Here is a 14,137-nt window from a genome sequence, read left to right as displayed (position 1 = left end):
CCCGGTGAAATTCCGGGTGGCTCTTCTGGCCGCCGATCCGCCAGACAACGCAAAGCACCGACAGTCCTTCTTAATCTACCGGACATGGCTCCGGCCGGTGCGTCATTCTTTGCGAAAAAAATTAAATGAACAGATTTCAGACTTACAGACGTGAGTGGTTTTCCAATATTCGCGGCGATCTCCTTTCCGGCATCGTCGTGGCACTCGCCCTCATTCCCGAAGCCATCGGCTTTTCCGTCATCGCCGGCGTCGATCCGAAGGTGGGATTGTTCGCCTCCTTCGCCATCGCCTGCGTTTCCGCCTTCACAGGCGGCAGACCGGGTATGATCTCGGCGGCAACCGCCGCCACCGCCGTCCTGATGGTCACGCTTGTCAAGGAACACGGGCTGCAATATCTCTTCGCGGCCACCATCCTCATGGGCGTACTGCAAATCGCGGCGGGCTTTGCAAAGCTCGGTCGGGTGATGCGCTTCGTCTCGCGTTCAGTCATGACTGGTTTCGTCAACGCGCTGGCGATCCTGATCTTCATGGCGCAATTGCCGGAACTGATCGGCGTGCCGGTCGAAACCTATGTCATGATCGCGGCTGGCCTTGCGATCATCTATCTCTTTCCGCTGGTCACGAAGATCATCCCGTCACCGCTGGTCGCCATCGTCGCCCTGACCTGCGTTGCGGTTTTCTCCGGCATGGATATCCGCACGGTCGGCGATCTCGGCGAGTTGCCCTCGACGCTGCCGATATTGGCCCTGCCGCAGGTGCCGCTGACCTTCGAGACGCTACAGATAATCTTTCCCTATTCCGTTGCGCTCGCCGCTGTCGGCCTGCTGGAATCGCTGCTGACGGCGCAGATCGTCGACGACATGACGGATACGGGCAGCAACAAGAGCCAGGAATGCATTGGGCAGGGGACGAGCAACATTGCCTCCGCCCTCATCGGTGGCATGGGCGGCTGCGCCATGATCGGCCAGTCCGTCATCAATGTCAGTTCCGGCGGCAGGGGCCGTTTGTCCACTTTCGTCGCGGGCGCGTTCCTGCTGTTCCTCATCCTGGTGCTGGATGATCTCGTGCGCATCATTCCCATGGCCGCGCTGGTGGCTGTCATGATCATGGTCTCCATCGGCACATTCTCGTGGCGCTCCATTCTTGATCTGCGCCGCAATCCGCCATCCTCCAGCATCGTCATGCTGGTGACGGTCGGCACGGTGCTCGCAACGCATGACCTTGCAAAGGGCGTGCTGGCCGGCGTCCTTCTCTCCGGCGTGTTTTTTGCGGGCAAGGTTTCAAAACTCTTCCATGTCCGGCCGGAGCTTTCAGCCGATGGCCGAGAGCGGATCTATCGCGTCGACGGCCAGATTTTCTTCGCTTCGACGGAAAGCTTTATCGCCGCCTTCGATTTTGCCGAAGAGGTGGAGGCGGTGACGATTGATGTCACGGAGGCGCATCTGTGGGATATTTCGGCGGTCGGCGCGCTGGACAAGGTGGTCCTGAAGTTCCGCAGAGGCGGCAAGCGGGTCGAGGTGATCGGCGTCAATGAGGCGAGCGCCCATATGATCGACCGCTTCGCCCTGCACGACAAGCAGGAAGGCGCTGCCGCACCATTGCATTGAGTGAAAATGAAAAGCCCCGGTTTTGAACCGGGGCTTTGTCGTCCTATTCGTTTGCCGTCACCGTCACGCCGAGCATTTTGGGCAGGGTATTCGGCGCGCCCATCGCAGCGCCCATGATCATCGGAAAGGGAACCGGCTTTTCCGGCTCCGCCGTAATCGAGAAGTTTTTCGGATTGTCGATGTAGGTGTTAATTGCCGCCGACACCATGTTCTGCAATTCCGGAACATTGAGCGAAGCCATCATGATCGGGGCCATGCCCTTGATGGTCTGGGCAAGCTGATCGCCCGTCATGCCCTGCTGGCTTGCGGCATAGTCGATGGCGCGCTTGGTGATGCTGGCGTCTTCGAAGCTGATCTCCGCGTTGATGAAGGACAACTGCTGCATCAGGCCCAGCATGGCGAGGCTCGCCGCCTGATCCGCCTGTTCCTTGTTCGGATTGGCGGCCTGCGCCTTCACCGTCTCCTGCATCGACTTGATGAAGGCGAGCGTGTAGCCGGAGAAACCGAACGACATGTTGAGACGGCCGACATCATCGAGGTCTATGGCGTATTCTTCAACATCGATGGTACCGGAGGCCACTTCCCAGCTGCCGCTCATGGTCATGTCGCCGGAGAGCGCCTGCAGCTTCAGCTTTTCGATCGCGTCCTTGGTCGCGGGATCAGTGACTTCGCTGAGATCGGCCTTGAAACCGGAAGCGTCAAGGTCGAAGCCAATGGAGTTCTTGTCATCGCTGACCGACATCGTCGCGCTGGTTTCCTCAAGCGAGAAAGCCTGTTTGCCGTCGACAGAAACGGAGATCGGGCCGCTATGCGCTTCGTCATAAAACATCAGCGCATCGATGGTGCCAGTGGTGGAGTCTGCGGGAATGACGAGACCGGAGATGTAGATGTCGCTCGCCTTGATCTCAACCTTGTCCTGCCGGTAGTCGATATCGTCAAAACGGGCGTTCTCGATCTTGTAGCCGCCGTTGTTTTCCTCGACGCCTTCGAGCGTGATATTGCCAACCGGGATTTTCTTGGCCGGATCGGCGACCGGGTTGAAGGTCACGCTGTTCAGGGTCACCGTCGAGCCGTTAACGGCGACGGAGCCGGCAGCGATCTCGCCGCCCTGTGCGGCATAGGCCGCATTGATCTTCTTCAGAACATCCCCGCCATCCAGCGCGAAAGCGGGCGCCGAAAGCGTAAGAAGCGCGGCGCTCGCGAAAAGAACCTGCCGGGTGGATTTCAGTCTCATGATGTTTCTTCCCTCAACGTACGGCTGTGCACCGTGTTCGAATTCGAATGCTGATACTTATATTCGCGATTATTCAAAGGTCTATAGGATTTAGATCGATTCCCATGACGGCGGCATTGCGGCATTTGCAACGCGGTTAACAAAAAATCGCATGAAAGGGTTGCGTTCATCCACAGCTGCGACCCCTGAATTTCTTGCCGGGAATCGGCATTTCCGCTAGTCAAGCACCATGGGAAAAAATCTTGTACCTCCGTCCGGCGGAGACGATAACATCCATCCGGTCGATTTGAAGGCAGCGCTTGAAGAGCGCTACCTCGCTTACGCCTTGTCCACGATCATGCATCGTGCGCTGCCGGATGTGCGCGACGGCCTGAAGCCGGTTCACAGGCGTATTGTCTACGCCATGAGCGAAATGGGTCTGCGGCCCAATTCCGCCTTCCGCAAATGCGCGAAGATTGTCGGCGAGGTGATGGGTAACTACCACCCCCATGGCGATCAGGCGATCTATGATGCGCTGGCGCGTCTGGCGCAGGATTTCTCGCTGCGTTATCCGTTGGTGGACGGCCAAGGTAATTTCGGCAATATCGATGGCGATAGCCCCGCCGCCATGCGTTACACCGAAAGTAAGATGACGGCGGTGGCCGAGCTTCTGCTTGAGGGTATCGGCGAGGATGCAGTTGATTTCCGCGACACCTATGACGAGTCAAATTCAGAGCCGGTTGTTCTGCCGGGCGCGTTCCCGAACCTGCTGGCGAACGGAGCATCCGGCATCGCTGTCGGCATGGCCACGTCAATCCCGCCGCACAATGCTCATGAATTATGCGATGCGGCGCTTTATCTTATCAAGCATCCCGATGCGTCGGTGGAGAAGCTGGTGGAATTCATTCCCGGCCCCGATCTTCCGACGGGCGGCGTGATTGTCGAAAGCCGCGAGAATATTCTCGATGCCTATAAGACCGGTCGTGGCGGTTTCCGCGTGCGCGCCAAATGGGAGACGGAAGATCTCGGCCGCGGCGGTTACCAGATCGTCATCACCGAAATACCCTTCCAGGTGCAGAAATCGCGCCTGATCGAGAAGATCGCCGAGCTGCTGATTGCCCGCAAGCTGCCGCTTCTTGAGGATATACGCGACGAATCCGCCGAAGACGTGCGAATCGTGCTGGTGCCGAAGAGCCGAACGGTCGATGCGACGCTCTTGATGGAATCGCTGTTCCGCCTGTCTGATCTCGAAAGCCGACTGCCGCTCAACATGAATGTGCTATCGCTCGGCAAGGTGCCGAAGGTGATGGCGCTGAACGAGGTGCTGAGCGAGTGGCTGGCGCACCGCAAGGACGTTCTTGTCCGCCGTTCCCGCCACCGCCTGGCGGCCATCGACCGCAGGCTGGAAATTCTGGGCGGCCTGCTTGTCGCCTACCTGAATATCGATGAAGTCATCCGCATCATCCGCGAGGAGGATGAGCCGAAACAGGTGATGATGGCGAAATGGTCGCTGACGGACCTGCAGGCCGAATCCATCCTCAACATGCGGCTGCGCAATCTGCGCAAGCTCGAGGAATTCGAAATCCGCAAGGAGTTCGACGACCTCAGCAATGAGAAGGCCGAAATCGAAGCGCTGATTGCCTCCGACGACAAGCAGTGGCAGACGGTCGCCTGGGAAATCGGCGAGGTCAAAAAGAAATACGCCAAGGCGACCGAGATTGGCCGCCGCCGCACGCAGTTCGCGGATGCGCCGGATGCCGATATCGAGGCCATCCAGCAGGCGATGATCGAGAAAGAACCGGTCACCATCGTCATCTCGCAGAAGGGCTGGATCCGGGCGCTGAAGGGGCACATGTCCGATACCTCGTCGCTCACCTTCAAGGAGGGTGATGGCCCGAAGCTTGCTTTCCCGGCGCAGACGACCGACAAGCTGCTGCTGCTGACGACGGGCGGCAAGGCCTATACGCTCGGGGCCGACAAGCTGCCGGGCGGCCGCGGACATGGCGAGCCGATCCGCATCATGGTCGACATGGAGAACGATCAGGATATCCTGACCGCCTTCGTACATGATCCATCACGCAAACTGCTGCTCGTCTCCACCGCCGGCAACGGCTTCATCGTTGCGGAAAGCGAAATGGTCGCGAATACCCGCAAGGGCAAGCAGATCATGAACGTATCCATGCCTGACGAAGCCAAGCTCGCGGTTCCCGTTACCGGCGACCACGTCGCTGTCGTCGGCGAAAACCGCAAACTCCTGGCCTTCCCGCTGGCGCAGATACCGGAAATGTCGCGTGGCAAGGGCGTGCGCCTCCAGCGCTACAAGGATGGCGGCGTTGTCGACGTGAAATGTTTCGCGCTTGCCGAGGGCCTCAGCTGGTCCGACACGGCCGGGCGTCTCTTCAACAAGGTCGGTGAAGAGCTGCGCGAATGGCTGGCCGACCGCGCGACGGCGGGCCGCACTGTGCCGAAGGGCTTTCCACGTAGCGGGAAGTTTGGCGGGTAAAGCCGTCTGGTATTGACAGGTTATCGATGAAGCGCCGCGTATCGAAACGATATGCGGCGTTTCTGTTCAATGGAGCGGTATAGTGTGATCTTTGAGAAAACGGTATGCGCCGTCCTCATCGATCTCACCTGCAGCGACATCGAGAACAAAAGCCACGATGTCCGCTTGCTCGGCAACGACTTCAAGTCCGTTGATAAAAAGGAAAGTGTAGGCGGCAAGAAAAGCCGTGCGTTTGTTACCGTCGGAAAAGGGATGGTTGCGCGCTATACCGTAAAGATAAGCGGCGGCGAGTTTCAGTGGTTCCTCTTCTCCATAGGCAGCTTTGTGCAATGGACGCGCCAAAGCTGCCTCGAGCGCGTTTTCATCCTTGAGGCCCGGCAAGCCACCGTGTTCGGCTAATTGCTCTTGATGTATAACTTCGATGGCGACACGGGAGAGCCACTTTATATTGCTCACTTGGCGAGTTCTCTCAGAGCTGTATGGTATTTTTTCATACCACGCCGGGCGGCTTCAAGCTGTTCTCTCAGTTCCGCATGCTCGGGAACGAGTTCGATATTGCCGGCAGTTTCTCTGAGTTCCAGCGCGTCGCCGGCCTTGAGACCCATGCGATCCAGAACTTCCTTCGGAATGATGATGCCTTCGGAATTGCCGATTTTGCGGATCGTTATGTTCATGACGATAGCTCCTGTTATAACGGCGTTATAACATGGCTAAGCTTCGCACACAATGTACGAATTCCGGAGGTTGGATGTGACACTTCCAAATGCCGGTTACTTTTCTTCGGGCGTATAAACCTCCCACCCGCGCGGCGTCAGATGCTCCTGCGGATGGTAGCGGGTCTTGTAGCCCATCTTTTCCGAACCATCGACCCAGTAGCCGAGATAGACATGCGGCAGGCCGAGTGCGCGGGTGCGGGTGATGTGATCGATGATCATGAAGGTGCCGAGCGAGCGTTTTTCCAGCTCCGGATTGAAGAACGAATAGACCATCGACAGGCCGTCGCTCATCACGTCGCTGAGTGCCACGGCCAGCAGTTCGCCGCGCTTGCTGGAATCGATGCCGGAACCGGGTTCTCTCACGCGGTATTCGATGATGCGGGTGTTCACATGCGTGTCTTCCACCATGATCGCATAGTCCAGCGCCGACATGTCGGACATGCCGCCGGACTGGTGCCGGTGGTCGAGGTAGCGGCGGAAGAGGGCGAATTGTTCTGTGGAGGGTTCGGCGGCATGAACTGTTGCGACGACATCGCTGTTGGCGGCAAGAACGCGTCGCATCGATTTGGTCGGCTGGAACTGCTCGGAGAGGATACGCACGGACACGCAGGCGCGACAGGTTTCGCAGGCCGGGCGATAGGCGATGTTCTGCGAGCGCCTGAAACCGCCCTGGGTCAAAAGGTCGTTCATTTCCGCGGCGCGCGGGCCGACCAGATGGGTGAAGACCTTCCGCTCCATCTGGTTCGGCAGATAGGGGCAGGTGGCCGGCGCCGTAAGATAGAATTGGGGAGAGGGCGTCGCCTGCGTGTTCATCGAACCGTGATCGCCTCCTGCGTCTGTTATGAAAGCGCGCCGCGATTTCACGGGGCTGGCGGCGGCGCTTCAAGCGACATGCATAATGCCACAGAATGGCAAAATGACGGAAAACGTCAACTGCGGGATGAGGTATTGTAAGGGTTGGAAGCCGCGTTTACGCGGCTTTCCGCCATATTAGCGCGTTCTGACGATAACGGTGCCAAGCAGGAAGTCGTGAACGAGGCGCGAGCGCTCGGTAAACAGGCCTGCAAGCAGGATCAGCGGCGTCAAAACCGAGTTGATGACCCAGAAAAGCACGATGTGAACGGTCGAGAGCAGGAAATCGATTCGACGTCCGTCCATGCGCGCCATCGCAATCCCCATCGCCCGCATCCCCGGGGTGGCCTGCGACGGGCCGCCGAGTGTCATGCCGAAATAGAGCACCGCAACGATCACGAACAGCGCCGGATAAAGGAAGAAGCCGAGACCCAGCGTGATAATGCCGAGGAAGAAGACGATCACGGCAGCCGGGATGCACAAGAGGAGCACGATCGCGTAATCGATCAGAAACGCGAAGACCCGCCGGCTCAGGACGCCGCTATAGGCGCGCCAGTCATCCGGTGCGGCATAGGTGGGGTTCTGGTCGAGGCTCATCGGTCGTTTTCTCCTGAGAGGGCATGACAGCGCGGCATGAGTGCCGTGTCAGCAGACAATATGGGAAGAAAACGACCGAATACAATAAGCGTGGGCTTTAGCCCTTTGCCAGTTTGCGTGCGGCCTCAATGGCGAAATAGGTGAGTACGCCATCGCAGCCCGCACGCTTGAAACAGAGAAGTGTTTCCATCATCACCCGCTCGCCGTCGATCCAGCCGTTCATGGCGGCCGCCTTGATCTGGGTATATTCGCCGGACACCTGATAGGCGAATGTCGGCAGGCCGAAATTCTCCTTCAGCCGCCAGCAGATATCGAGATAGGGCAGGCCGGGCTTGACCATCAGCATATCGGCGCCTTCCTCCACGTCGAGTGCTGCGTCGCGGATAGCCTCCATGCCATTGGCGGGGCTGATGTAATAGCTGTTCTTGTCGCCCTTCAGCAGGCCCGCCGTCGAGATGGCCTCGCGATAGGGGCCGTAATAGCCCGACGAGAATTTCGTCGCATAGGCCATGATGCCGACATTCTGGTGCCCGGCGGCGTCGAGACCACGGCGAATGGCGCCGATGCGGCCATCCATCATCTCGGAAGGGGAGATAATGTCCGAGCCTGCCTCCGCCTGAAGGATGGCCGCCCTGACGACCTGATCCACAGTCTCGTCGTTGACGATCTCGTCGCCACGCAAAATACCGTCATGCCCGTGGCTGGTAAAAGGGTCGAGCGCGACATCGGTGATCATGCCGATGTTGGGAACGGCTTTTTTAACTGCGATCGTTGCCTGATTGATGAGATTGTTGGCCTCGAGGGCATTGGAGCCGGTCTCGTCGCGCAGCTCCATCTCGATATTCGGGAAGGTGGCGATGGCGGGAATGCCGAGATCGGCGGCTTCCTTCGCTGCTTCCACCAGCCGGTCGACGCTCATGCGGTTGACACCGGGCATGGCGGGGATGGGTTCGACAATATTGCTGCCCGGCACGATGAAGACCGGCCAGATGAGATCGTCAACGGTCAGGCGATTTTCCTGCACCAGACGGCGCGTCCAATCCGCCTTGCGATTGCGCCGCATGCGGCGATGGCCGGTGATCTCGTCGACCAGATGCGTTTTGTCCTGCATGTCAGAATGTCCTTCGATCAAATTTCGAAAGCTGCATATCATGAAGCGTGGCCCATGCGAATGCGACAATCTTCCCTCATCAGCGTCCTGCGACGACGATGATGCTTTGACAAGGTGGGCGGCGAGATTCAATATGGGCTGGTCGCCCGTTCGTCGAGACCGTATCTTCCGGCCATGGAACCTGATTCTCAACCTCTGCCGAAACGCCCGCTCGCGGAAATCCTCTTTCTGGTCTTCATGAGGCTGGTTGCGGTTTCCTGTTTCTGGTTCGGCCTGCAATATTGGGCGATGCTGACAGGCTATTCGCTTGGCGGCCATGGGCGGTTCGATATGCTGAACCTGCCCTGGCGCGTGGCTGGCAGCGCGCTGGCCGTTATTTTCCCCGTCGCAGCACTCGGTCTATGGCTCGGAGCCTCCTGGGGTGCGGTCATGTGGGTCATGGGCGCGGGTGCGCAGATCGCCATGTATAAGGTGTGGCCGCATATCTTCGGTGCCAACACGCTGGTGCCCGTCATGCACGGTCTCGTGGCAACCATTTATATACTATTCCTGGTCGCTTTCTGGCTGGATCACCGCCAGAATGAAGAACGCGCAAGAATTGATTTACCATAAGAATAAAGCAATTCGGTCCGTTTTCACGCCAATTTTTCCCGTTAAGTCATTGATTTATAATGTTCACGCTCAGGGCGTTCCCGCTTCGCCACAAGTTTGGCCCTCCGGGGAAAATGCAGGTAAGCATTTGTTAATCGTAGCTTTTAAGTAGAATTTTATGCGCATTGATTAGGTTCTCACTCAAGGCGGGAGACAAACAAACACACCGCCAAACAAAACAGTGAGGCAGTCATGATCAATAGCAAAGTTAAGCCGCAGGCCGTTGTTGCCGATGCACATGAAGATACCATCCGCTCGCTCTACATGGAGTCGCTGCACCTGGTGGAACGCCTCCACCGCCGCCTCCTCGATGTCATCAAGGACGAGTTCGACCGTCAGGGTCGTGATGACGTCAACGCCGTTCAGGCCCTGCTGCTGTTCAACATCGGCAATTCCGAACTGACGGCCGGCGAGCTTCGTTCGCGTGGTTATTACCTCGGCTCGAACGTCTCGTACAACGTCAAGAAGCTGGTCGATCTCGGTCTCATCAACCACCAGCGTTCGCGCGTCGACCGCCGCTCGGTCCGCATCAGCCTGACCGAAAAGGGCCAGGAAATCGCCGAAACGGTCGCCCGCCTTTATGAACGCCACGTCGGCTCGATCGAAAAGGTCGGCGGCATCGGCACCGGCGAGTTCTCCGAGATGAACAAGCTGCTGCAGCGCCTCGATCGCTTCTGGAACGACTCGATCGCTTACCGCCTGTAACCGCAAGACGGTTCCACTGTTTAAGCCGGGAGCATTATTTTGCTTCCGGCTTGCGGATTCCGCGTTCCGCGGTTTTCCCTGTCACGCATAACCCTCGTTCGGGCCTTCGCGCTGTTTTTCAGGCGAACAAAGCTTCGTGAGGTGAGGCCCGTGACACGAATCGGCCATATTGATATGGGACCGGCAAAGGTGAAGGAGCCGGCTGTTTCTCCTGCTGTTGCGGCAAGTGCCGACTGTTCTGCCAGACAATAGCGCCCAACAGATGGGTGGTGAGTACTACCAGCCGGCAGACACGTTGTACGTGTTTGTTAATCATATTGATTTAGGCATTGTTGATAATGCCGAAGAGAGTGGCTGGTAGGTAGAATGACAAAAAAAACCGTTTCCGAATCCGTATCGCGCCGCACGCTTCTGCGTTCGGCCGTTTCCGTTGGTGTTGCAGCACTCGCTGCGCCGGCTCTTGCGCAGAACGCGCTGAACGATCTCATGGGCTCGTCGCGCCGTGGCAATTGGGATGACCAGTTCGATGCCAATTCCTCGCGTTCGGCCGTGGGTGTCGTTTCCAACAATCCGGTTCTTGGACGCGAAGCGCCTGTCTATATGCAGCAGGCGATCATGCAATATCAGCAGATAGTGCAGAATGGCGGCTGGCCGGAAGTGCCCGCGTCGCAGCAGCGTCTCCAGATCGGCGTCTCCGATCCTTCCGTGCAGGCGCTGCGTCAGCGACTGATGGTGTCCGGCGACCTGCCGCGCGAAGCCGGCATCTCCAGCGCCTTCGATTCCTATGTCGATGGCGCGCTGAAGCGTTTTCAGGCCCGTCACGGTCTTCCGGCGGATGGCGTCATCGGCGAATACACCACGAAGGCGCTCAATGTTTCCGCGCAGATTCGTCTGGCGCAGCTACAGACCAACCTTGTTCGCATCCAGTCCATGTCGGGCGATCTCGGCCAGCGTCACCTGATGGTGAATATCCCGGCCGCCGCCATCGAGGCAGTGGAGAATGAACGCGTCGTGTTGCGCAACACGGCCGTCGTCGGTCGCGCCAGCCGTCCGACCCATGTGATCAACTCCAAGATTTACGAAGTCATCCTGAACCCTTACTGGACCGCACCGCGCTCGATCGTCGAAAAGGACATCGTGCCGTTGATGCAGAAGGACCCGACCTATCTGGAGCGGAACAATATCCGCCTCATCGACGGTAAGGGACAGGAAGTGTCGCCAACCGCAGTCGACTGGTTCGCGCCGAAGGCTCCGAACCTGATGTTCCGTCAGGACCCCGGCAAGATCAACGCCATGTCGTCCACGAAGATCAACTTCCACAATCCCAATAACGAATATATGCACGACACGCCGCAGCAGGGCCTGTTCAACAAGCTGATGCGTTTCGAATCCTCCGGCTGTGTGCGCGTGCAGAACGTGCGCGACCTGACGAGCTGGCTGCTGCGCGACACGCCCGGCTGGTCGCGCCAGGAGATGGAACGCGTCATCGCCACCCGCGTCAACACGCCGATAAAGCTCGCTCAGGAAGTTCCCGTTTATTTCGTCTATATCACCGCATGGTCGGCAAAGGACGGCGTGGTTCAGTTCCGCGACGATATCTACGGCAAGGACGGCAATGCCGAACTGGCGCTCAACACCACCGCGGGCATGGAGCAGCCGGCAGGTGCCGTGGACGACGATCTGCTGCCGCGCAATTGAGGGTCATCCCTCATTTTCGGATAGAGAGAGAGCCGCGCCATCCTGGTGCGGCTTTTTCTTTGTCGATGGCGAAAACAACCGTCACTTTTCGCCCCAACGTCGCAGTTTGACGGGCAAATCTCGCTGCCCGTATTGCTCTTGTCCGGGCAGGGCGCTAAGACGCCATCGCATTACTGTTTCAGGAGCCTTCATCATGTCGAACACAGATGCTTTCTTCTCCCGCCCGCTTGCCGAAGCCGATCCGGATATTTTCGGCGCGATCGAGAAGGAACTGGGTCGCCAGCGCCACGAGATCGAACTGATCGCATCGGAAAATATCGTTTCCCGCGCCGTGCTCGAAGCGCAGGGTTCGATCATGACCAACAAATATGCGGAAGGTTATCCGGGCAAGCGTTATTACGGCGGCTGCCAGTTCGTAGACATCGCTGAAGAGCTCGCCATCGAGCGCGCCAAGAAGCTGTTCGGCGTCAACTTCGCCAACGTCCAGCCGAACTCCGGTTCGCAGATGAACCAGGCCGTGTTCCTCGCACTCCTGCAGCCGGGCGATACCTTCATGGGCCTCGACCTGAATTCGGGCGGTCACCTGACGCATGGTTCGCCGGTCAACATGTCCGGCAAATGGTTTAACGTCGTGTCCTACGGCGTGCGCGAAGGCGACAACCTTCTCGACATGGACGAGGTGGAGCGCAAGGCCAAGGAAACCCGGCCGAAGCTCATCCTCGCCGGTGGCACCGCCTATTCTCGCGTCTGGGACTGGAAGCGTTTCCGCGAGATCGCCGATGAAGTCGGCGCTTATCTGATGGTCGACATGGCCCACATCGCCGGTCTCGTTGCCGGTGGCCAGCATCCGTCGCCGTTCCCGCATTGCCATGTTGCCACCACCACCACGCACAAGTCTCTGCGTGGCCCGCGTGGCGGCATGATCCTCACCAATGACGAGGATCTGGCCAAGAAGTTCAACTCGGCCGTCTTCCCCGGCCTGCAGGGCGGCCCGCTGATGCATGTCATCGCCGCCAAGGCCGTTGCCTTCGGTGAAGCTTTGCAGCCGGAGTTCAAGGATTATGCCGCACAGGTGGTGAAGAACGCCAAGGCGCTGGCCGAAACCCTGATCGAAGGCGGTCTGGATGTCGTCTCCGGCGGCACGGACAACCACCTGATGCTGGTTGACCTTCGCAAGAAGAACGCCACCGGCAAGCGCGCGGAAGCAGCTCTTGGCCGCGCTTACATCACCTGCAACAAGAACGGCATTCCTTTCGATCCGGAAAAGCCCTTCGTCACCTCGGGTGTCCGTCTCGGCACGCCGGCCGGCACGACGCGCGGTTTCAAGGAAGCGGAATTCCGAGAAATCGGCAAGCTGATCGTCGAGGTTCTCGATGGTCTGAAGGTTGCCAATTCGGACGAGGGCAACGCCGCCGTCGAGGCTGCGGTGCGTGAAAAGGTCGTCAGCCTGACCGACCGTTTCCCGATGTACCCGTACATGTAAGGAAAAAAGACGATGCGCTGCCCATTTTGCGGTTCCGAAGACACACAGGTCAAGGACTCGCGTCCGGCGGAGGACAATACCTCCATCCGCCGGCGGCGCATCTGCCCCGATTGCGGCGGCCGCTTCACGACCTATGAGCGCGTGCAACTGCGCGAGTTGATGGTCATCAAGAAAAGCGGCCGCAAGCTGCCCTTCGACCGGGAAAAGCTGGTGCGTTCTTTCGAGATCGCGCTGCGCAAACGCCCGGTCGATCGCGACCGGATCGAACGCGCTGTCTCCGGCATCGTTCGCCGCCTGGAAAGTTCGGGTGAGACGGAAATTCCCTCGGAAGAAATCGGTCTACAGGTTCTTGAAGCACTGAAAAGCCTCGATGATGTAGCCTTCGTGCGTTACGCTTCGGTCTATCGCGATTTCAGCCATGCCGAGGATTTCGAGAACGTTATCGCCGAAATCAACGCCAAGATCGCCCGCGATACGGACGCCGGGGTCTAGCCGTGACCACCCGTGTCGATGACGAAAGGTTCATGGCCCGCGCCATCGAGGTTTCGCTTCGCCATCAGGGCCAAACGCTCACCAATCCCTCCGTCGGCTGTGTTCTCGTCAAAGACGGGCGAATCATCGCCGAGGCCGTGACCGCCGTTGGCGGCCGCCCGCATGCCGAACGGCAGGCGCTGGCAATCGCCGGAGAGGCGGCGCGCGGCGCGACCGCCTATGTGACGCTCGAACCCTGTTCCCACTGGGGCAAAACCCCGCCCTGCGCCAATGCCTTGGTGGAATACGGCGTCGCCCGTGTCGTGGTGGCGGTGGATGATCCCGATGAGCGCGTTTCCGGCCGCGGTTATCAGATATTGCGCGATGCCGGCATTGTCGTGGAAACCGGCCTGTTGCGGGACGAAGGTAAAAGGGCGCTCGCCGGTTACCTCACAAGACAGGTAAAAAAACGCCCGCATGTGATTCTGAAGCTTGCGGTTTCTGCTGACGGCATGATCGGCAGGCAGGGC

14 protein-coding genes and 1 other annotated feature (1 of these 15 cut by a window edge) are annotated in these 14,137 nt (G+C 58.8%); of the genes, 8 read left to right on the top strand and 6 right to left on the bottom strand.

The genetic code is table 11. The annotated features are described in order from the left end of the window. Positions 1 to 50: a sequence feature (sul1 is cis-regulatory element that is thought to sense ions involved in sulfur or methionine metabolism; They are found in Alphaproteobacteria), on the top strand; it begins 6 nt to the left of the window's first position. Positions 51 to 125: 75 nt separating this feature from the next. Beyond that, positions 126 to 1,607 carry a SulP family inorganic anion transporter gene (locus PL599_RS17285; RefSeq protein ID WP_077982524.1) on the top strand — a complete coding sequence of 494 codons (1,482 nt, stop codon included), beginning with the start codon at positions 126 to 128 and terminating at the stop codon, positions 1,605 to 1,607. A gap of 43 nt (positions 1,608 to 1,650) precedes the next feature. Here PL599_RS17285 and PL599_RS17280 read toward each other — a convergent pair whose 3' ends face one another. Beyond that, positions 1,651 to 2,841, bottom strand: a complete 1,191-nt coding sequence (locus tag PL599_RS17280) for a hypothetical protein (RefSeq protein WP_137410085.1) — start codon at positions 2,839 to 2,841, stop codon at positions 1,651 to 1,653. A gap of 229 nt (positions 2,842 to 3,070) precedes the next feature. On the opposite strand from PL599_RS17280, the gene parC reads away from it, so the two are divergent. Next, complete coding sequence (gene parC / locus PL599_RS17275) at positions 3,071 to 5,323, top strand: DNA topoisomerase IV subunit A (RefSeq protein WP_077982522.1); 2,253 nt, start codon at positions 3,071 to 3,073, stop codon at positions 5,321 to 5,323. Between the two features lie 66 nt (positions 5,324 to 5,389). Here the strand turns inward: parC and PL599_RS17270 are convergent, their stop codons facing one another. The 5 genes from PL599_RS17270 to hemB form a co-directional block, all read right to left on the bottom strand. Continuing rightward, a complete protein-coding gene (locus tag PL599_RS17270) occupies positions 5,390 to 5,779 on the bottom strand; it encodes a type II toxin-antitoxin system death-on-curing family toxin (protein WP_059752524.1) in 390 nt (129 codons plus the stop codon). Then, positions 5,776 to 5,997, bottom strand: a complete 222-nt coding sequence (locus tag PL599_RS17265; protein ID WP_059752528.1) for an AbrB/MazE/SpoVT family DNA-binding domain-containing protein — start codon at positions 5,995 to 5,997, stop codon at positions 5,776 to 5,778. Before PL599_RS17265 ends, PL599_RS17270 begins: the two co-directional genes overlap by 4 nt. A 96-nt stretch (positions 5,998 to 6,093) precedes the next feature. Beyond that, a complete protein-coding gene (locus tag PL599_RS17260; RefSeq protein ID WP_077982520.1) occupies positions 6,094 to 6,852 on the bottom strand; it encodes an arginyltransferase in 759 nt (252 codons plus the stop codon). A 177-nt stretch (positions 6,853 to 7,029) separates the two neighbouring features. Beyond that, entirely contained in the window at positions 7,030 to 7,488 is a 459-nt protein-coding gene (locus PL599_RS17255; RefSeq protein WP_077982519.1) for an RDD family protein, read from the bottom strand. A 97-nt stretch (positions 7,489 to 7,585) separates the two neighbouring features. Then, complete coding sequence (gene hemB / locus PL599_RS17250) at positions 7,586 to 8,599, bottom strand: porphobilinogen synthase (protein ID WP_077982518.1); 1,014 nt, start codon at positions 8,597 to 8,599, stop codon at positions 7,586 to 7,588. A 174-nt stretch (positions 8,600 to 8,773) separates the two neighbouring features. On the opposite strand from hemB, the gene PL599_RS17245 reads away from it, so the two are divergent. From PL599_RS17245 to ribD, 6 genes are all read left to right on the top strand, one after another. Next, the gene (locus tag PL599_RS17245; protein ID WP_077982517.1) at positions 8,774 to 9,211 is read left to right on the top strand and encodes a DUF6163 family protein; all 438 of its coding nucleotides are present in this window, start codon (positions 8,774 to 8,776) and stop codon (positions 9,209 to 9,211) included. 234 nt (positions 9,212 to 9,445) lie between these two features. Further along, positions 9,446 to 9,955, top strand: a complete 510-nt coding sequence (gene ldtR, locus PL599_RS17240; protein WP_026363448.1) for a transcriptional regulator LdtR — start codon at positions 9,446 to 9,448, stop codon at positions 9,953 to 9,955. Positions 9,956 to 10,321: 366 nt separating this feature from the next. Further along, entirely contained in the window at positions 10,322 to 11,653 is a 1,332-nt protein-coding gene (locus PL599_RS17235; protein ID WP_077982516.1) for a L,D-transpeptidase family protein, read from the top strand. 193 nt (positions 11,654 to 11,846) lie between these two features. Next, complete coding sequence (gene glyA, locus PL599_RS17230) at positions 11,847 to 13,136, top strand: serine hydroxymethyltransferase (RefSeq protein ID WP_269824218.1); 1,290 nt, start codon at positions 11,847 to 11,849, stop codon at positions 13,134 to 13,136. A gap of 12 nt (positions 13,137 to 13,148) precedes the next feature. Then, positions 13,149 to 13,628, top strand: coding sequence for a transcriptional regulator NrdR (gene nrdR, locus PL599_RS17225; RefSeq protein ID WP_003496675.1), 480 nt, complete (start codon positions 13,149 to 13,151; stop codon positions 13,626 to 13,628). 2 nt (positions 13,629 to 13,630) lie between these two features. Then, a partial coding sequence (gene ribD / locus PL599_RS17220; protein ID WP_271359392.1) for a bifunctional diaminohydroxyphosphoribosylaminopyrimidine deaminase/5-amino-6-(5-phosphoribosylamino)uracil reductase RibD occupies positions 13,631 to 14,137 on the top strand: 507 nt, incomplete at its 3' end.

Origin of the sequence: Agrobacterium sp. ST15.16.055, assembly GCF_027956555.1 — a bacterium.
Lineage (GTDB): Bacteria > Pseudomonadota > Alphaproteobacteria > Rhizobiales > Rhizobiaceae > Agrobacterium > Agrobacterium salinitolerans.
The sequence above is the reverse complement of the archived record's forward strand: the minus strand, read 5'-3'. Positions and strand labels throughout refer to the sequence as shown.